The following is a 17,497-nucleotide window of genomic DNA, read 5'->3' as shown; positions in this document are numbered from 1 at the left end:
TGCAGGGAAAGATAAATGGAACAATCACATACACGTCTAATTGCGCAAATTACTGAGCGTATCGCCGCGGCGGATAACACGCCGCTCTATCTGAAGTTCGCTGAAACGGTGAAAAATGCCGTACGCAGCGGAATACTCGAGCATGGCAATATCCTGCCGGGCGAACGTGACCTGAGCCAGTTAACGGGCGTGTCGCGTATCACGGTGCGCAAAGCAATGCAGACGCTGGAAGATGAGGGCGTGGTCACGCGTGCCCGCGGTTACGGCACGCAAATTAATAATATTTTCGAATATTCCCTGAAGGAAGCGCGGGGATTTTCGCAACAGGTTGTGCTGCGGGGGAAAAAGCCGGATACCCTGTGGGTGAATAAGCGTATTGTTCCTTGCCCGGAAGAGGTGGCTTCACAGCTGGCCGTTGCACCGGAAAGCGACGTTTTTCTGCTCAAGCGTATTCGGTATGTGGATGAAGAGGCCGTATCAATTGAAGAGTCCTGGGTTCCCGCCCAGTTGATTCATGATGTGGATGAGATTGGCGTTTCCCTGTATGACTATTTCCGCAGCCAGCATATCTTTCCGCAGCGCACGCGCTCAAGAGTCAGCGCCCGGATGCCGGATGCTGAATTTCAGTCGCATATCAGAATGGATGAAAAAATCCCGGTGTTGGTGATTAAACAGGTTGCGCTTGACCAGCAGCAGCGGCCGATTGAGTACAGCATCAGCCACTGCCGCAGTGATTTATATGTCTTTGTGTGCGAGGAGTAGTTCTTCGCGCGTTGGGCTACAGTCGCCGCCCCGGTGACCGACCACCCAGGAGGCGACGGCGTTTCCGAGCAACACGGATTCGCCGAGCGTCCAGCCGGACGCCAGTCCGGCCAGCGTGCCGCCTGCGTGGCTGTCACCCGCGCCGATGGTGTCGACGACCGTCACAGGAAACGGTGCTGCCAGCCCCTGTTCCTGGTGGCTGAAATACCATGCTCCCTCTTTATCATGTCGCACGATAAGCGGTGTGCCAAACGTCGCAAGCCATGCACTACCTAATTGCCGGGTTTCCGTCGGTAAGTTAAAGCGTGCGGCGGCGATTTCGGCTTCCTGGCGATTAAGCGAAATAACAGGCTTGCAGGCCAAAATGCGCGTCATCAATGCATCAGGAATATCGGCAATGCGCGGGCCAAAATCGATAAATGGCGTGACGTCTCGCAGACTTTCAAGCCAGTTGACAAGCAACTCGCCGCACGGCGACGCAAGCTGATAACCTGAAAGCGACACCAGGCTTTTAGGTGCCACGGATAACGCCTCCAGCCAGTCAGTATTCCACTGATTTTCGACACCGCTGAAAGACATAAAGGTGCGCTCGCCGTCTGGCTCAACCAGCGCCAGACACCAGCCGTTATCCCCCTGCACGCCATCAATACAGCTGGTGAGACCTTCACGGGCCAGATTGTGGCGGATGATATCGGCCCAAACGCCCTGTCCGATGGGGAGCGCATTGTCGGCATGCATACCGAGGCGTTTGAGTGCCACGGCAATATTCAACGCACAGCCGCCAATATTGACGCTTTGCTGTTGCAGTTCGATATCGCAGCCGCGCCAGGGAAGGGCATAAGCGTCGGCAATCACGTCAATCACCGCCGCGCCGACGACGGTTATCGGACGTCGATTACCTAAGGTGGTTAAACGCGACGCGACATTCATAACGCCTCCCGTTGCTCGCGATACTGCGCCAGCGCGGTTGCATAGCGGGAAAAATCGAGTTGATTGACTTCGTCGAGCTGCTGCTTCAGCGCCGGGTCGATCGACGATATACCGCCTAACGCCCCGCAAATTGCGGTAGCCATTGCCCCAATCGTATCGGTGTCACCCCCGAGATTAGCGCATAAAATGGCACAACGGTTGGGGCAGCCTTGCGCCAGTTCGACCATTGCGATGGCGCACGGAACGGATTCAATGGTACTGGTTCCCGCACCGACCACCTGATAAAGCTGTTCGCTGGCGGATTCCGTCCCGCTTGCACTGCGGACAATATTTAAGGCCAGCTCCAGGCGCGCGGCGAGTGATGCGCTGAAGGTGGTCACGCGTTTTTCTTGCGCGTGGCGGGCGACGGCAGGCAGCGAATCGACGATGGTTTGCCAGCGTTCGCCGTCGATGGCGCGGGAGATGGCCCAGGCCACCACCACCGCACCGGCGACCGCAAGATCGGACTTATGCGTCGGGCTGGAGGCGAGCGCCACGTCATCAATGAAATCATCGAGATTACCCGGCGGCAGCAGGCAACCCAGCGGCGAAACGCGCATTGCCGCGCCGTTGGTGACGCCGTTGTTTTCCAGTTCGCTAACAGGCTTACCCTCACGAATCGCGTTCAGCGCAATTTTGGAGGTTGGGCCCAGCACGTTTTTGTTGAACGCGTCGAAGCCCTCCGCCCAGGCCAGAATATTACGGCCAATAAGATCCGGATCGATCTTCCCCTGACGCTCAAGAATGGCATCGGCGAGGCACAAAGCCATCGACGTATCGTCAGTGAATTCCGCGCGGTTAAAGTAGCAGGCCGCATTGTTCTCGGCGGGTCCCGGCAGGAAACGGTCGATCCAGCCAAAATGCGCCTTCACGCGTGAGCGAGGCCAAAGCTCTGAAGGCATTCCCATCGCATCGCCCAATGCCTGGCCGTACAGCGCGCCAAGAATACGTTCTGTTTTCATTTCACTTCCCCTTGTGTCAGTGCAGTGTCGCGTGGGTCGTTTTGCACCTTAATGGCGGTGATCTCTTTGTCCGACTCGCGAAAGAAAATCATAAACAGCACGGCGATAATGGCGATCATGATGGCGCCGAAGCCCCACATGCCCGCCCAGTTGAAGGTCAACCCATTCACCGGCTCTTTATACGCAAACATTTTTTCCATCATCACGCCGCCCAGGCGATAGCCAAGCAGGCTGCCGAAACCCTGGCAGCAGAGCGTGATAAGCCCCTGCGCCGCCGTGCGCATATGCACCGGCGCTTTTTTATCGACATAAATATAGGCGGTTACGTAGTAGAAATCGTAGCTGACGCCGTGGAGCAAAATGCCGAGGAACAGCAGGGCATAAGTGAAGTATTGCTCTGCGCCGCCGTAGACGAAGAATCCATAGCGAATTGCCGCAGTGATAAGACCAAGTAATAATACCTTTTTAATGCCAAAGCGTTTGGTGAAGAACGGCAACGCCAGCATAAAGAAGATTTCAGAGAACTGCCCCAGCGTCATCCAGCCGGTCGCATTTTGCATACCCACTTCGGTGAGATACCCGTTGGCGAAGATGTAGTAGAACGCCAGCGGCATCGCGAACAGGAACGAGCAGAAGAAAAAGACGAGGAAGTTTTTATCGCGCAGCAGGATCAGCGCATCCAGGCCCAGCATCACTTTGAGGTCCAGTTTTCCCGTACTTTTCGGTGGGGTGTCCGGGAGCATGAAGGCGAAAACCCCCAGCAGCAGCGAACTACCCGCCGTGATCAACAGAGGAACGTTGGTCGGTGAAATATCGTTATAGCCCATCATTTGCGGCAGGAAGCCGCAAACCAGACCGGAGGCTATCCAGCCAATGGTGCCCATGACGCGAATGCGCGGGAAGTCTCGCTCGACGTCCGGCACGTTGGCAAAGGCAATGCTGTTGGTCAGTGCAATGGTCGGCATATAGGTGAGTGAGTAAGCGAGCAGCAGCGGGAAAAATCCGGCAAACGTGGTTTGCTGTGCGGCAAAATACATCAACACCGCGCCAACGAACATCAGCACCGCGAGAACCTTTTGTGCCGAGAAAAAACGGTCCGTCAGCGAGCCGACCAGAATCGGCGAGAGGATTGCCGCAATCGCCGTACAGGCATAAGACCAGCCAATTTCGCCTGCTGTAAATCCGCTCTTATTCAGCCATAGCCACAGGGGAACAAACCATGCTCCCCAGATAAACCACTCAATGAACATCATGAACGACAGCTTTACTGTAGTTTTCATCTTTAAATCCTTCATGACAGGTAAGGTACGTAGAAACAATACCATCATGTAATACCTTTTAAATACCTTTAAGGTGAAACTTTGACCTCTGTAACACTTTACCGTCCATGAATCGTGCCAGCAGATTGCGCTTAAATATGCTCGCGCAATGGAAAATTCCCGTATCCACGACCAGACTTATTGCTGCCCAAAAATTCCGGGCAGGAAATTCACGCCGACACGACGTTGGCATTACGGGAGCATCGCCATGACTGATATTACGCAATTGCTTGGCAAAGACGCCGACAGCCTTTTACAGCATCGTTGTATGACCATTCCAGCCGATCAACTCTACCTGCCGGGTCACGATTACGTTGACCGGGTGATGATGGACAACAACCGTCCGCCTGCTGTACTGCGAAACATGCAGACGCTTTATAATACCGGACGTCTGGCCGGAACCGGCTACTTATCGATTCTGCCCGTTGACCAGGGCGTGGAGCACTCTGCGGGTGCGTCGTTTGCCGCTAACCCGCTCTATTTTGATCCGAAAAACATCGTTGAACTGGCGATTGAAGCAGGCTGTAACTGCGTGGCGTCAACCTATGGCGTGCTGGCTTCTGTCTCACGTCGTTACGCGCACCGCATTCCATTCCTCGTTAAGCTCAATCACAACGAAACCCTGAGCTACCCGAACACCTTCGACCAGACGCTGTATGCCAGCGTCGAGCAGGCATTCAACCTGGGCGCCGTTGCAGTGGGCGCCACCATCTACTTCGGCTCCGAAGAGTCTCGCCGCCAGATTGAAGAGATCTCTGCCGCCTTTGAACGCGCCCATGAACTGGGAATGGTCACCGTGCTGTGGGCCTACCTGCGTAACCCGGCGTTCAAGAAAGATGGCGTGGACTACCACGTTTCTGCCGACCTGACCGGTCAGGCCAATCATCTGGCAGCAACCATCGGCGCAGATATCGTGAAGCAGAAAATGGCCGAGAATAACGGCGGCTATAAAGCGGTGAACTTTGGCTATACGGACGAACGCGTCTACAGCAAACTCACCAGCGAGAATCCGATTGACCTGGTGCGCTACCAACTGGCGAACTGCTATATGGGCCGTGCCGGGTTGATTAACTCCGGCGGTGCGGCGGGCGGTGAAACCGACCTTTCCGACGCGGTGCGTACCGCGGTTATCAATAAACGCGCGGGCGGTATGGGTCTGATTCTGGGGCGTAAAGCCTTCAAAAAATCAATGGCCGATGGCGTACAGTTGATCAACGCGGTTCAGGATGTATATCTGGACGGTAAAGTCACCATCGCATAATGCCTTTCCCGGCGAGTTTTTGCCTCGCCGGGTTTACCTTTTCTCGTAACGATCCCCCTCACATTTCTCCCTCCTTTTGTGAAAACAGTCACGTCCCCTCGTGCTTATGCCCAAAAAACAGTCAATCGTTAGCGGGATTTGTCCGAGGCAGGTCTCATATTTTGTGCTTAGATTATCCAGTGAAACGCTTTTTCAATTACTTAAAACCGGCTTGCCGGGAAGTGTAAGTCACAGGGTTGTGGCATCCGCAATGCCCACTTTTTGTTGTACTAAGGACACATAATGAAAATTGAATCTGTAAACGTCACTGTATTTCAATACCCTACACGTCGAGTTTCCGACAGCGCAGGCCACTCGCACCCCGGTGCGGAAAGTCTGGCAAAAATGGCGATGTTAACCATTACTGCTGACGACGGCACAAAAGGCTACTCCTTTGCGCCGCCGGAAGTGGTGCGCCCGTTTGTGGTGAATACTTTTTTCCGCAAAGTGTTGGTCGGGCAGGACCCGTTTAACCGCGAGCGTATCTGGCAGGATTTAGTGCACTGGCAGCGCGGGAGCGCACATCAACTGACCGAGCGCGCGCTGTCGTTTGTCGAGCAGGCGCTGTGGGATTTAATGGGCCGCAAACTCAATATGCCGGTGTATAAACTGCTGGGCGGCTTTCGCGACAAAGTACCGGCCTACGGCAGCACCATGTGCGGCGACGATCTGAAAGGCGGGCTCTCCACGCCGGAAGAGTACGCTGCGTTTGCCGAAACGCTGGTGGCGCGTGGGTATAAGGCCATCAAACTGCACACCTGGATGCCGCCGGTTTCTTTTGCGCCGAACCCGAAAATGGATATCAAAGCCTGCGCCGCCGTGCGTGAAGCCGTCGGTCCGGACATTGACCTGATGATCGACGGTTATCACTGGTACAGCCGCACTGAAGCGCTGTGGATCGGTAAAGAGCTGGAAAAACTCAACTTCGCCTGGTTTGAAGAACCGATGGAAGAGGACAGCATGTCGTCTTATGCCTGGCTTGCGGAAAATCTCTCTATTCCGGTGATTGGCCCGGAAAGCTTTGGCGGGAAGCACCACAGCCGCGCCGACTGGGTGAAAGCCGGAGCCTGCGACATTTTGCGCGCGGGCGCTAACGGCGTCGGCGGCATCACGCCAACCATGAAGGTCGCGGCGCTGGCAGAATCCTTTGGCATGGATTGCGAAGTGCATGGCAACGGTGCGGCGAGCCTGGCGGTGGTCGGGGCGATTCGCAACTGTCGCTGGTACGAGCGCGGCCTGCTGCATCCGTTCCTGGATTACGATCAGCCAGCGGCTTACCTGAACGCCATTGTTGATCCGATGGACGCCGATGGCTTTGTGCATCTGCCGCAGGGGCCGGGTCTCGGGGAAGACATTAATTTTGCGTATATCGAAGCCAATACCGTCAGCCACGACTGACAGATAAAAATACTTCAACCCTACAAACGGTATACACAGATGAAAAAATCTTCCCTCGCGGGCGCGTGTTTACTCGCGCTGTCGCTGATGATGGGGAGCGGGGCGGCGTTGGCGAAAACGCCCCCCGATCAGCTCATCATTGGTATGAATATGAACAACCTGCTGACGCTCGACCCGGCGGCGATGACCGGGAACGAGGTGGTGGGTATTGTCGTTAACCTTTACGACTCGCTGGTGGAGCTGGATGCCAATCAGCTGACCAACGTGAAACCGGCGCTGGCGAAATCCTGGGATATTAGCCCGGACGGCAAAGTGCTGACGTTCCACCTGCGGGATGGCGTAACGTTCCACTCTGGCAATCCGCTTACGGCTGACGATGTGGTGTGGTCGATGCGCCGAATTTTGCACCTGAACCTTGCGCAAGCGTCGGTGTGGAAATCCTATGGCTTCAGTAAGAAAAATATCGATAACCAGGTGAGCGCGCCCGATCCCTACACGGTGCAAATCACGCTGCCGAAGGCCAACGATCCGCAGCTGGTTATCTACTCCCTCGGCGCGCTGGGCAACCTGGGCGTGCTCGATAGCAAAACCGTTCAGCAGCATGAAGCCAATAACGATTGGGGCAATCGCTGGCTGACTACCAATGAAGCCGGTTCAGGCCCTTTTATGCTGGAAACCTGGCAGGCGAAAGATGTGCTGCGCATGAAGCGCAACCCGCACTACTGGCGCGAAGAGGCCAGGATGAGCCGGGTGGTGCTGCGCCATTTTCAGGAGTCGCAAACCCTGCGTCTGATGATTGAAAAGGGCGATCTGGACGTTGCCAATAATATGGCCGTGTCCGATATCAACGCCCTGCGTAAAGACCCCAATCTGACGGTGGAAGCTGTGCAGAAAGGCACGGTGTATTACGTGGCGATGAGCATGAAAGAGGCCCATTTCGCCAACCCGAAAGTGCGTGAAGCGGTGCGCTATCTGATTGATTATCAGGGTATCAACAAAGCGTTGATGCCGGGCTACGGTGTGCTGCACCAACGCCCCATCAAAGCCGGAATGCCATCAACGCTGCCGGACCCTGGCTATCAGCTTGATATCCCGCGGGCGAAAAAGCTGCTGGCGGAAGCCGGTTATCCTGAGGGGTTTGACACCACGCTGCGCGTGCTGGCCGATCAGCCATTCCTCAATATTGCGATTGCCGTTCAGTCCACGCTGATGCAGGCGGGTATTAACGCCAAAATCATTACCGGCACCGGTAACCAGATTTACGGCGCGATGCGCGAACGCAAATTTGACCTGCTGGTGGGGCGCGGCGGCAGTGGGATGGAACCGCACCCGCACTCCAGCCTGCGTGCGCTGGTGTACAACCCGGATAACAGCGATGAAGCGCGGTTGACCAATTTCCAGGGATGGCGCACCGGCTTTTACGACAAACAGCTGAACGAGATGATCGATACCGCGCTGCTTGAGCGCGACCCGCAAAAACAGCTGGCTGACTATCAGGCGATCCAGACCCGTTACGATCTGCTCATCCCGGCGCTGCAACCGCTGTCGCAAATGGTCGATTCGGTAGTGGTTCGTAACGAAGTCAAAGATTTCCAGTCGCACCCGTCAGCCACCACGTTTCTGCGGGAAGTCTATAAAGTCAGCGAAGGAGATAAAGGATGAGTATGGTCATACTTGCGCCAGGCTCGCGCGCCCGGCGATTCTCTAAGCGGTTGATGCAGGTTGCGATTACGCTGTTCGGCCTGCTGTTACTCACGTTTTTTATCGGGCGCGTGATGCCCATCGACCCGGTGCTGGCGATTGTCGGACCGGATGCGGACCAAAGCACCTATCAGCAGGTTTATCAGCAACTGGGCTTTGATAAGTCACTGGCGGCGCAGTTTGGTATCTATTTCAGCAATCTGCTGCACGGGGATTTAGGCAACGCATTGCTAACCGGGAAGCCAGTGCTCGACGATATTATCCGCGTCTTCCCGGCCACCATGGAGCTGGCGACGATGGCGATTATTGTCGGCGCGGGGCTCGGCATCCCGCTGGGCGTACTGGCGGCGGCGCGTCGTAACAGCGTTTCCGACTATGTGGTGAGAATTATCAGCCTGGCAGGCTACTCCACGCCTATCTTCTGGGTGGGGATGATGGGACTGCTGGTGTTTTATGCCTGGCTCGGCTGGGTGGGCGGCGCGGGGCGTGTGGATTTAGGTCTGGACGGTCTCGTGCCGCGTCGTACCGGGTTAATGACCGTCGATGCGTTACTGGCGGGGAACGGCACGGTGTTCTGGAACGCGATAAACCACCTGATCCTGCCCGCCGCACTGCTCGGTTTTCACTCGTTGGCCTACATCAGCCGGATGACCCGCAGCTTTATGCTCGCGCAATTGTCGCAGGAGTTCATCATCACCGCCCGTGTGAAAGGGCTGACCGAACGTCAGGTCATCTGGAATCACGCGTTTCGCAACATTCTGGTACAGCTGCTGACCGTCGTCGCGCTGGCTTACGGCTCACTGCTGGAAGGTGCAGTGCTGATTGAAACCGTTTTCTCATGGCCGGGTTTTGGCTCCTATCTTACCGGCAGCCTGCTGCTGGGCGATATGAACGCGGTGATGGGCTGCGTGCTGGTGGTCGGGGTGATCTTCGTGATGCTCAACCTGCTTTCCGACATGCTTTATCAACTCTTTGATCCGAGGACAAAATCATGACCGTTTCTCTGGATACGCCCGTCGGCTCAGGCGGCGGTGAAGGTGCGGCGCGTATCAAACGCGCGTTACAGCGTACGGGTGGTTTTATCGGCAAGATGGCGCGTAATCCGCTGACCGCTATTGGCGGCGGGATTATTTTCCTGCTGCTGGTGGTGGCGATTTTCGCGCCGCTTATCGCGCCGTACAACCCGCTGGTGCAGGATCTCAACAACGCGCTCACCGCACCCAATGCGCAGCACTGGTTTGGTACCGACGAGTTTGGCCGCGATATCTTCAGTCGCCTGGTGTACGGCTCGCGCATTACGCTTTACATCGTACTGCTGGTGTCGGTTACCGTCGGCCCGCTGGGGCTGCTGCTCGGCGTCACGGCAGGTTATTTTGGCGGCAAGGTCGATATGGTGCTGATGCGCGTCACCGACATTTTTATCTCCTTCCCAAGCCTGGTGCTGGCGCTGGCGTTTGTCGCTGCCTTGGGGCCTGGGCTGGAGCATGTGGTTATCGCGATAACGTTAACCGCCTGGCCGCCGATTGCGCGCCTGGCGCGTGCGGAAACGCTCTCGCTACGTAAGGCTGATTTTATTTCGGCAGTCCGTTTGCAGGGCGCTTCACCGGTACGTGTGCTGTGGCGACATATTGTGCCGCTGTGCCTGCCGTCGGTGATTATCCGTATCACCATGAATATGGCGGGGATTATCCTGACCGCCGCCGGGCTCGGCTTCCTCGGCCTTGGCGCGCAACCGCCGGAACCGGAGTGGGGGGCGATGATCTCCAGCGGTCGCACTTACATGATGGAGTGCTGGTGGGTAGTCACCATTCCGGGGCTGGCGATTCTGATTAACAGTCTGGCATTCAATTTCTTAGGAGATGGCTTACGTGACATCCTCGATCCTCGCAGCATGTAATACGCCGTTGCTTGATGTGCGCGACCTGCACGTCGAGTTTGTTAACGGCCAGGCGGTGACCCACGCGGTGCGCGGCGTCTCCTTTCAACTGGGACGCGAAAAGCTGGCGATTGTCGGCGAATCGGGTTCCGGTAAATCAACGGTCGGGCGCGCGCTGTTGCATCTGCACCCGAAAAAATCCCGCATCACCTCCGCGCGGATGCAGTTTGGTGATATCGATTTGCAGCATGCCACGGAAGCGCAGATGCGCGGCATTCGCGGTAAGCGAATTTCGATGATCATGCAGGACCCGAAATATTCGCTCAACCCGGTGGTGTGCGTGGGTGATCAGATTGCTGAAGCCTGGCTGACGCACCATCCTGGGCGTAAAGCCGAGGCGAAAGCCAAAGCGATGGAGATGCTGGAGGTGGTGCGTATTCGCCAGCCGGAGCGTGTTTACGCGCTCTATCCCCATGAAATTTCTGGCGGGCAAGGGCAGCGCGTGATGATTGCCATGATGCTGATAACCGATCCGGAACTGGTGATCGCCGATGAACCGACCTCGGCGCTGGACGTCTCGGTGCGTTTGCAGGTGCTGGGATTGCTCGACGATCTGGTGAAATCACGCGGGTTAGGGCTGATTTTTATCAGCCACGATATCAATCTGGTGCGCAGTTTTTGCGACCGCGTGCTGGTGATGTATGCCGGGCGGGTGGTGGAATCGATTGCCGCGAAAGATCTCGATAAGGCGCAGCATCCCTATACGCAGGGGTTGATTAACTCGCTGCCGGATATGCATCAGCGCCGCCCGGTACTGCCGGTGTTGCAGCGCCAGGCCAGCTGGCTGACGGAATAAGGAGCGCGTCATGATTGAAGTGAATAACCTGAATCTGGTGTTTGGTGAAGGTGAGAAGCGTAACCAGGTGCTGTATGACGTCAATTTCCACGTCAGGCCGGGTGAGATTTACGGGCTGGTGGGGGAGTCGGGCTCGGGCAAAACCACGGTACTGAAGTGTCTCGCCGGGCTGTTTACCCACTGGCAGGGGGCGCTGGCGATTAACGGTCAGCCGCTGGATCACAGCATCAGCCGCACCCGTTGTCGCCAGGTGCAAATGGTGTTTCAGGACCCGTACGGTTCGCTGCATCCGCGCCATACCATTGGCGATATTCTGGAGGAGCCGCTGCAAATCCACGGCATCGCCGATCGCGATCGACGAATCAACACGCTGCTGGATCGCGTGGGGTTAAACCGCGCCTTTCGCGATCGCTACCCGCATCAGCTCTCCGGCGGGCAACGTCAGCGCGTGGCGATTGCCCGCGCGTTGATTCTGGAGCCGCAGGTGTTACTGCTGGATGAGCCAACCTCGGCGCTGGATGTGTCGGTGCAGGCGGAAATTTTGAACCTGCTGGCGGAACTGCAACAGGAATCGGGGCTGACCTATTTGATGGTGACGCACGACCTCGGCGTCATTGCCCATTTATGTCAGAAAGTGGCGGTGATGCAGTACGGCAAAATTCTTGAAACGCTCACCGTTGACGAGTTGGTTGCCGGGAAAGCGCAAACGGATTATACCCGGATGTTGGTTAATGCCAGCCAGCAGTACACCCGCGAGATGGCGCGGGAGGTGGCGGCGTATTGAGCCATGCCGGGGGCGAAGCCGCCATCCGGCATTCTTGCAGGCTAGCGCAACAGCTGACAATCTGGTGGCAGGCGCGCGCGGAGCGCATCCGATAAAATATCGATGCGAAACGTCTGCCCGCTAAGCGGCTCACCGTCAAGGTTAAAGGTCATCGAATGCGGCGAGGTGATTTCTATCCAGCCAGAGCGCCCGCGCACCAGGTGCGGGTTCTCTTCCTGCTGCGTAATGGTGGTGAAAATGGCAGGCAGCAGCTCTTCCCCGGTAATCACCAGTAAATCCAGCAGCCCGTCATTAATCAGCGCGTCAGGGCAGAGTGGCTGTCCGCCGCCTGCCTGACGCCCGTTCCCAATACCAATGACCAGCGCATCTCCCTGCCAGTGGAAATTTTCACCACGAATTTCACAGCGGTCGGGTTTGAGGGTATCCATCCGCATTAAGCCGTGAATCAAATACGATACCCCGCCCAGCGCCGCTTTCAGTTTTTCCGGGGTTTCGGTCGTAATGCGCGTACCAAACCCCCCCGTCGCCATATTAATAAAGCAGGTTTTATCGTTTACGCGCGCAGTATCAATCGGCACATCGCGCCCGGAAATTGCCAGACGCAGGGCTTTCTCCAGATCCATTGGAATACCGACGCTGGTGGCGAAATCATTGGCGGTGCCGAGGGGCAGAATCCCCAACGCCGGAGAATTGGCGTCTTTCAGCTCAATCAGCGCGGTAGCGATTTCATTAATGGTGCCGTCGCCGCCGCCGGAAATCACCGTCGCGACGCCAAGTTGCAGCGCTTCCTGGATATAGCGCGGCGCATCGCCTTTCTCCCAGGTGACGCGAACATGAAGTTCAGCGCCTTCTTTGCGCAGGGTATCAACCGCCTGACGCAACTGCGGATTATCCGTGCTCTTGCCGTTGAGGATCAATAAGCTGGCGGGAAAGTTGGTCATCCTTTTTCCTCGTTAATCAACGTAATAAAAGTATATGGCAGAAAAAGTATAGCGGGATAAGAACGAACTGATTTTCAGAAAAGGAAGGGGACAGATAAAAAATTAGCCTGCGTAAGGGAGATTACGCAGGCCAAGGAGGTGGTTCCTGGTACAGCTAGCATTTATGGGTTATGTTTTTCAGCGAAGCGATAATACCCGGAATAAACAATTAGGTATGTGATCCAATTCTAAGATTCTTCTCGCTTGCGAAATTACCCACTATGGACTACTTGCTGTGCGGGTTACGCGTCGATTCGCCGTTGAAGTTGCGCATCAGCAGCGCGTACTCCAGAGCGATATCTTCCGGCACCGGCAGCCAGACAATGTGGCCGTCGCCAGGTGCGACCGGTTTGTCTGCACCTTTGGCATCCACCATCTGTTCCAGCGTAAAGTTGACGTTGCCCTGTGGGGTCATCAGCTCCAGGCTATCGCCGACAGCGAATTTGTTTTTCACCGCCACTTCCGCCAGTGCGCCTTTGCGCTGACCGGTAAATTCACCAACAAACTGCTGACGTTCAGAAACGGAGAAACCGTATTCATAATTCTGGTAATCATCATGCGTATGACGACGCAGGAAGCCTTCGGTGTACCCGCGATGGGCCAGACCTTCCAGAGTTTCCAGCAGGCTGGTGTCGAACGGTTTACCCGCTGCGGCATCGTCGATGGCTTTACGGTAGACCTGCGCGGTACGTGCGCAGTAGTAATAAGATTTGGTACGGCCTTCGATTTTCAGCGAATGCACGCCCATTTGCGTCAAACGTTCAACGTGGGCGATGGCGCGCAGATCTTTCGAGTTCATGATGTAAGTGCCGTGCTCGTCTTCGAAGGCGGTCATGTACTCGCCCGGACGCTGCGCTTCTTCAATCATAAACACTTTATCGGTTGGCTCGCCGATACCCAGCGTCGGCTCAACGTTCTGCACCGGAATCGGCTCATATTTGTGCACGATATTGCCGACTACATCTTCTTTGCCTTCCCGCACGTTGTATTCCCAACGACAAGCGTTGGTGCAGGTGCCCTGGTTTGGATCGCGTTTGTTGATGTAGCCAGAAAGCAGGCAGCGGCCAGAATAAGCCATGCACAGTGCGCCGTGTACGAAGATCTCAATCTCCATTTCCGGCACCTGGGTGCGGATTTCTTCAATCTCTTCCAGCGACAGTTCGCGGGAAAGAATGACGCGGGAAAGTCCCATCTGCTGCCAGAATTTCACCGTCGCCCAGTTGACGGCGTTAGCCTGTACGGAGAGGTGAATCTGCATATCCGGGAAATTCTCACGCACCAGCATGATAAGACCCGGATCGGACATAATCAGCGCATCCGGCCCCATATCCACCACCGGCTTCAGGTCACGGATAAAGGTTTTCAGCTTAGCGTTATGCGGTGCAATGTTGACCACGACATAAAACTTTTTCCCCAGCGCGTGGGCTTCGTTAATGCCGAGCTGAAGATTTTCGTGGTTGAATTCGTTGTTGCGCACGCGCAGGGAGTAACGCGGCTGGCCCGCATAAACAGCATCTGCGCCATAAGCGAAAGCGTAACGCATATTTTTCAGCGTTCCCGCCGGGGAAAGGAGTTCCGGTTTAAACATGATTTTCTCGTTCTGATGACAGGTCAGATCCGCGTCACCTGATGAAGCGGTTGGGGGAGTGCCCCCACTTTAAGGGCGGGCATTGTAGCGCAATCGGCGGGGTTGGCTCCAGCGTAAATGTGATCAGCTTTTCGATGTCTGGCGTATGATTGACATCAGAATCGAGTATGTTTATGACCGTGAATGCTAAGGAATTAAAACATGTGGATGTTAAAGAAGGGGATCTCGCTGGGTCTGTTAGTTCTGTTTTCTCTGCCCGCTACTGCCAGCCTTTCGCTGGAGGAGACGGCTCGCAAGGTGATTATCGGCTTTCAGCAAGAAGATGCTCAATTAATCAACTCGTAAATTGATAAAAAAACGGGGCTGTATGTTCTCTTCCAGCGTGGCGCTTCGATGGATGTCAAAAATCTTAAGTCAATTGATTTTAAAAAGCCTGTTCCCGAGTATTTGCCGTGGCCTTCGGCAGGGGAACATATTCCGCGAGATGAAGAGTTTGATAAGAAAACTATCCCGGAATTTGACTGTGAACGTGGCTGGAATAAGCACGGATATTTTATTAGCAGCAGCGATACACACCATAAAGTCAGCCGTAATTTGGTCTTCACGCAGATGTTTGGTTCACCGCGAAACACTATTTCTGATGCGCAGATTGCCGCAGCGCGTCGAATGGAGTACGGGGCCGTGCGTGTGGTAGCTGCGCCAGAAGGGGGTAGCGATGGACTGGTGTTTTATTTAAGCAAACTATACGGTTATGACCGTGGCTGGTATCTGACGGTGGTGGATCAGATTGTTGATTGCGGGGCATGATAAAGAGTTATCCGCCCGCAAGCAGTGATGTTATTTAAAGGGAATGTAACCCCATAATCTGTTGTGAAGTTCCGGATTGCGGGTAAAAAGCGCCTGAAGTTGCTGACGCTGGGGAGCATTCGGTTGAATGCCCGAAAGATTGAAATTGCGTTGCCATATCGCGAGCTGTTTACCTGCAAATTCTTCAGTTAGCTTGTGCTGCGATTGCAGAAGAAGAATTAAACCGTCCCATTTGTTCAAATTATGATACAACCGACAATATGCGCAAGCATGTTTAACTGACGGCGCGTTTTCCTGCAACTGCCGTATTTCCTCGAACGTGAGCGGAACGCGACACCATACACAGATGTTAACCATAAATCGCAGCCCGGCGGCGTCCGGGTTAGCCAGTGTGATCAGAATAGCCTCTTTGACGCCACAACGAGGATTAGCTTTCGCAAGAATGTGCATAGCGGCTAAACGCAGTGGAAATACATTCTGTGATAATCCCCATTCTGCCAGTTTTAAAATATTGGGATCATGAATGGAATCCAGTCCGTATAAAGCGGCCCGTTGCTGTGAGGGAGTATATTCCGCAGAAGTGACAGCATGACGCCAGAATTGCGGAACATTCATGACTTCTTGCAGCATATTTTTAGCGCGCAGGCGGATCAACAGATTGTTATCCAGCAGTAATGCGCTGTGCAATGCAGGAGGAATTTCAATGGCTCGATCATTAAGGCTAAACAACGTTGCTTGTCGAATACGCGGCCAGCGATCTTTTAACAGTCGTGTTAATACTGCTTCGCTTAATGGTAATTGTTGTTGCAGCCAGTGGGTGACCGCCAGCATCCGTAAACCCACGTCGGGCTGCTCGAGTATTAAAAGCAGCGAATATTCATCATTAAAGTAACCATATTCAATCAGCGTTTGTAATACCGCGCGAGAGAGCTTTTTATCAGGGCAAGTAAGCCAACACGTTAATTGTGGCCGGTTATTTTTTGTTAATAAAAATCTAAGTATCTCGTCTACAAATACACGGTGATCGTAACGCTGGCATTGGAGAAGGTTACGTATCATGGGAAGATTAACGGCAAATGCAGCTGCATTCTTATCCTTCATTAAATGAAGTAACGCGGAAGCAGCAGCGATATGTACTCCTTTTGCCCAGTCATTGGCAGCAAGTAATAGTTCTTCTATAGCCGCAATATCCTCTTTGTGCCTCAGACATTGCACGGCCTTTTCTCGTATATATCCATTGTGGTGATGGGTGAGCTGGCAAAGAACCTGGGTATCGTTGATATCACAATCATGCGCTAAATAATTGCCTGGATCGGCAATCATCACCTGGAGTTGTTCCACGACTTCATCCACTGGCCGTTTTAGTGTTAATGTCGGTACGTCGTCTTTGCGCCAGAAAAAGGAAACCAGTTTTTTAATCATAACCATCCCGGTCTGCTCAATCGACACGAAGGTAAGGCCCGTCTGCACTAACGTTGGCCCCGAAGCCGCAGCCGTTCGGCGTATCGGTGCTTACATTAAGCGTTTCTGTAGTAAGTTTGAGAGCATTATTACAGTGAATCATATTGTCTGCATCATCGCGCAATGCGATTACGCCTGTGCCATTGTTCAGCGTTACAGATTCAGAAAACTCACCGATATTTGGCCCAACGTAAATACCCATTATGCCAAAGTAATAACCCTGAAAATCTACCTGCGTCGTGCCTGTTAACCGCGCGGGTTTAAAGGTGAACGTATTCCATGTCGCTTTCCCCGCGTAGCTCCAGTATTCATTGATTGCTGAAAAATCAGAGGGTAAAGCCGCAAACTTATCTTTGATAAGATGCAAATTGTAGATGGATTTGGGATCTTGCGGTATAAGCATGAGCCAGGCACGGGCTTTGCGCCATTGATTCTCGCGCATCCAGGTTAGCGCGACATTGTTATAAGCCGTGGCGATCGCTTTCTCATCATCAGCTTTACAGCCTTCACTCCATGCGGCTTGCTGTTCGAAGTATTTGCGCGCCGCAGGGTAGTTTTTCGCTTTATACAATGCCTGCCCTTGGCTTGCATAGTTGTCGATTTTTGCGCAGTCAGCGTGAATTTGCTCATCAGTTATTTCAGCATAGGCATTAGCCGACAGTAGCAAAATCAAAGATATGACAAAGGGTAATTGCATGCTAAATCCATTTAAAGCAAATAATTCTAGTGGGGAT

At 54.3% G+C, this 17,497-nt stretch carries 17 protein-coding genes; 10 read left to right on the top strand and 7 right to left on the bottom strand.

Annotated elements, in window-relative coordinates; all coding sequences use genetic code 11:
- Nucleotides 1–15: 15 nt before the first annotated feature.
- Complete coding sequence (locus AC1MKH_RS16130; protein ID WP_015963798.1) at nt 16–762, top strand: GntR family transcriptional regulator; 747 nt, start codon at nt 16–18, stop codon at nt 760–762.
- Here the strand turns inward: AC1MKH_RS16130 and AC1MKH_RS16125 are convergent.
- The 3 genes from AC1MKH_RS16125 to AC1MKH_RS16115 are packed head-to-tail and all read right to left on the bottom strand — an operon-like array spanning nt 736 to nt 3,973.
- Nucleotides 736–1,692, bottom strand: a complete 957-nt coding sequence (locus tag AC1MKH_RS16125; RefSeq protein WP_276220496.1) for a PfkB family carbohydrate kinase — start codon at nt 1,690–1,692, stop codon at nt 736–738. The genes AC1MKH_RS16130 and AC1MKH_RS16125 overlap by 27 nt on opposite strands.
- The gene (locus AC1MKH_RS16120) at nt 1,689–2,693 is read right to left on the bottom strand and encodes an ADP-ribosylglycohydrolase family protein (RefSeq protein WP_276220495.1); all 1,005 of its coding nucleotides are present in this window, start codon (nt 2,691–2,693) and stop codon (nt 1,689–1,691) included. Before AC1MKH_RS16120 ends, AC1MKH_RS16125 begins: the two co-directional genes overlap by 4 nt.
- Nucleotides 2,690–3,973, bottom strand: a complete 1,284-nt coding sequence (locus AC1MKH_RS16115) for a nucleoside permease (RefSeq protein ID WP_276220494.1) — start codon at nt 3,971–3,973, stop codon at nt 2,690–2,692. Before AC1MKH_RS16115 ends, AC1MKH_RS16120 begins: the two co-directional genes overlap by 4 nt.
- Before the next feature lie 247 nt (nt 3,974–4,220).
- Between AC1MKH_RS16115 and fbaB the strand changes: the two genes are divergently transcribed.
- From fbaB to AC1MKH_RS16080, 7 genes are all read left to right on the top strand, one after another.
- Nucleotides 4,221–5,273: a class I fructose-bisphosphate aldolase gene (gene fbaB / locus AC1MKH_RS16110; protein WP_149462408.1), complete on the top strand. Its 1,053-nt coding sequence runs from the start codon at nt 4,221–4,223 to the stop codon at nt 5,271–5,273.
- 282 nt (nt 5,274–5,555) lie between these two features.
- Nucleotides 5,556–6,710: a mandelate racemase family protein gene (locus AC1MKH_RS16105; protein ID WP_276220493.1), complete on the top strand. Its 1,155-nt coding sequence runs from the start codon at nt 5,556–5,558 to the stop codon at nt 6,708–6,710.
- A gap of 39 nt (nt 6,711–6,749) precedes the next feature.
- Entirely contained in the window at nt 6,750–8,372 is a 1,623-nt protein-coding gene (locus tag AC1MKH_RS16100) for an ABC transporter substrate-binding protein (protein ID WP_276220492.1), read from the top strand.
- Nucleotides 8,369–9,406, top strand: a complete 1,038-nt coding sequence (locus tag AC1MKH_RS16095; protein WP_189622822.1) for an ABC transporter permease — start codon at nt 8,369–8,371, stop codon at nt 9,404–9,406. Before AC1MKH_RS16100 ends, AC1MKH_RS16095 begins: the two co-directional genes overlap by 4 nt.
- Nucleotides 9,403–10,308: an ABC transporter permease gene (locus AC1MKH_RS16090; RefSeq protein ID WP_276220491.1), complete on the top strand. Its 906-nt coding sequence runs from the start codon at nt 9,403–9,405 to the stop codon at nt 10,306–10,308. The genes AC1MKH_RS16095 and AC1MKH_RS16090 overlap by 4 nt, the downstream gene beginning before the upstream one ends.
- Nucleotides 10,280–11,143: an ABC transporter ATP-binding protein gene (locus AC1MKH_RS16085; RefSeq protein WP_276220535.1), complete on the top strand. Its 864-nt coding sequence runs from the start codon at nt 10,280–10,282 to the stop codon at nt 11,141–11,143. Before AC1MKH_RS16090 ends, AC1MKH_RS16085 begins: the two co-directional genes overlap by 29 nt.
- Nucleotides 11,144–11,153: 10 nt before the next feature.
- On the top strand, nt 11,154–11,927 hold the full coding sequence (locus AC1MKH_RS16080) for an ABC transporter ATP-binding protein (protein ID WP_276220490.1): 774 nt from the start codon (nt 11,154–11,156) through the stop codon (nt 11,925–11,927).
- Nucleotides 11,928–11,968: 41 nt separating this feature from the next.
- Here the strand turns inward: AC1MKH_RS16080 and yegS are convergent, their stop codons facing one another.
- Both yegS and trhP read right to left on the bottom strand, forming a co-directional pair.
- Nucleotides 11,969–12,868: a lipid kinase YegS gene (yegS, locus tag AC1MKH_RS16075; protein ID WP_276220489.1), complete on the bottom strand. Its 900-nt coding sequence runs from the start codon at nt 12,866–12,868 to the stop codon at nt 11,969–11,971.
- A gap of 265 nt (nt 12,869–13,133) precedes the next feature.
- Nucleotides 13,134–14,495: a prephenate-dependent tRNA uridine(34) hydroxylase TrhP gene (gene trhP / locus AC1MKH_RS16070; RefSeq protein ID WP_276220488.1), complete on the bottom strand. Its 1,362-nt coding sequence runs from the start codon at nt 14,493–14,495 to the stop codon at nt 13,134–13,136.
- A 201-nt stretch (nt 14,496–14,696) separates the two neighbouring features.
- Here trhP and AC1MKH_RS16065 point away from each other — a divergent pair, with 201 nt between their 5' ends.
- Nucleotides 14,697–14,840, top strand: coding sequence for a hypothetical protein (locus tag AC1MKH_RS16065; RefSeq protein ID WP_276220487.1), 144 nt, complete (start codon nt 14,697–14,699; stop codon nt 14,838–14,840).
- A 48-nt stretch (nt 14,841–14,888) separates the two neighbouring features.
- The gene (locus AC1MKH_RS16060) at nt 14,889–15,302 is read left to right on the top strand and encodes a hypothetical protein (RefSeq protein ID WP_276220486.1); all 414 of its coding nucleotides are present in this window, start codon (nt 14,889–14,891) and stop codon (nt 15,300–15,302) included.
- Between the two features lie 30 nt (nt 15,303–15,332).
- Here AC1MKH_RS16060 and AC1MKH_RS16055 read toward each other — a convergent pair whose 3' ends face one another.
- Together AC1MKH_RS16055 and AC1MKH_RS16050 are read right to left on the bottom strand one after the other, a co-directional pair.
- Entirely contained in the window at nt 15,333–16,625 is a 1,293-nt protein-coding gene (locus tag AC1MKH_RS16055) for a HEAT repeat domain-containing protein (RefSeq protein WP_442961928.1), read from the bottom strand.
- A gap of 115 nt (nt 16,626–16,740) precedes the next feature.
- The gene (locus AC1MKH_RS16050; RefSeq protein ID WP_276220534.1) at nt 16,741–17,460 is read right to left on the bottom strand and encodes a tetratricopeptide repeat protein; all 720 of its coding nucleotides are present in this window, start codon (nt 17,458–17,460) and stop codon (nt 16,741–16,743) included.
- Nucleotides 17,461–17,497: the final 37 nt, after the last annotated feature.

Source organism: Pseudocitrobacter sp. CD920760, assembly GCF_057782505.1.
This window is presented reverse-complemented; position numbering and strand designations above follow the sequence as displayed.

Bases quoted from the DNA above. Each gene is read 5' to 3' on its own strand.
- AC1MKH_RS16130 (WP_015963798.1), top strand. From the start codon at position 16: ATGGAACAATCACATACACGTCTAATTGCGCAAATTACTGAGCGTATC.
- AC1MKH_RS16125 (WP_276220496.1), bottom strand. From the start codon at position 1,692: ATGAATGTCGCGTCGCGTTTAACCACCTTAGGTAATCGACGTCCGATA.
- AC1MKH_RS16120 (WP_276220495.1), bottom strand. From the start codon at position 2,693: ATGAAAACAGAACGTATTCTTGGCGCGCTGTACGGCCAGGCATTGGGC.
- AC1MKH_RS16115 (WP_276220494.1), bottom strand. From the start codon at position 3,973: ATGAAAACTACAGTAAAGCTGTCGTTCATGATGTTCATTGAGTGGTTT.
- fbaB (WP_149462408.1), top strand. From the start codon at position 4,221: ATGACTGATATTACGCAATTGCTTGGCAAAGACGCCGACAGCCTTTTA.
- AC1MKH_RS16105 (WP_276220493.1), top strand. From the start codon at position 5,556: ATGAAAATTGAATCTGTAAACGTCACTGTATTTCAATACCCTACACGT.
- AC1MKH_RS16100 (WP_276220492.1), top strand. From the start codon at position 6,750: ATGAAAAAATCTTCCCTCGCGGGCGCGTGTTTACTCGCGCTGTCGCTG.
- AC1MKH_RS16095 (WP_189622822.1), top strand. From the start codon at position 8,369: ATGAGTATGGTCATACTTGCGCCAGGCTCGCGCGCCCGGCGATTCTCT.
- AC1MKH_RS16090 (WP_276220491.1), top strand. From the start codon at position 9,403: ATGACCGTTTCTCTGGATACGCCCGTCGGCTCAGGCGGCGGTGAAGGT.
- AC1MKH_RS16080 (WP_276220490.1), top strand. From the start codon at position 11,154: ATGATTGAAGTGAATAACCTGAATCTGGTGTTTGGTGAAGGTGAGAAG.
- yegS (WP_276220489.1), bottom strand. From the start codon at position 12,868: ATGACCAACTTTCCCGCCAGCTTATTGATCCTCAACGGCAAGAGCACG.
- trhP (WP_276220488.1), bottom strand. From the start codon at position 14,495: ATGTTTAAACCGGAACTCCTTTCCCCGGCGGGAACGCTGAAAAATATG.
- AC1MKH_RS16065 (WP_276220487.1), top strand. From the start codon at position 14,697: ATGTGGATGTTAAAGAAGGGGATCTCGCTGGGTCTGTTAGTTCTGTTT.
- AC1MKH_RS16060 (WP_276220486.1), top strand. From the start codon at position 14,889: ATGGATGTCAAAAATCTTAAGTCAATTGATTTTAAAAAGCCTGTTCCC.
- AC1MKH_RS16055 (WP_442961928.1), bottom strand. From the start codon at position 16,625: ATGATTGCCGATCCAGGCAATTATTTAGCGCATGATTGTGATATCAAC.
- AC1MKH_RS16050 (WP_276220534.1), bottom strand. From the start codon at position 17,460: ATGCAATTACCCTTTGTCATATCTTTGATTTTGCTACTGTCGGCTAAT.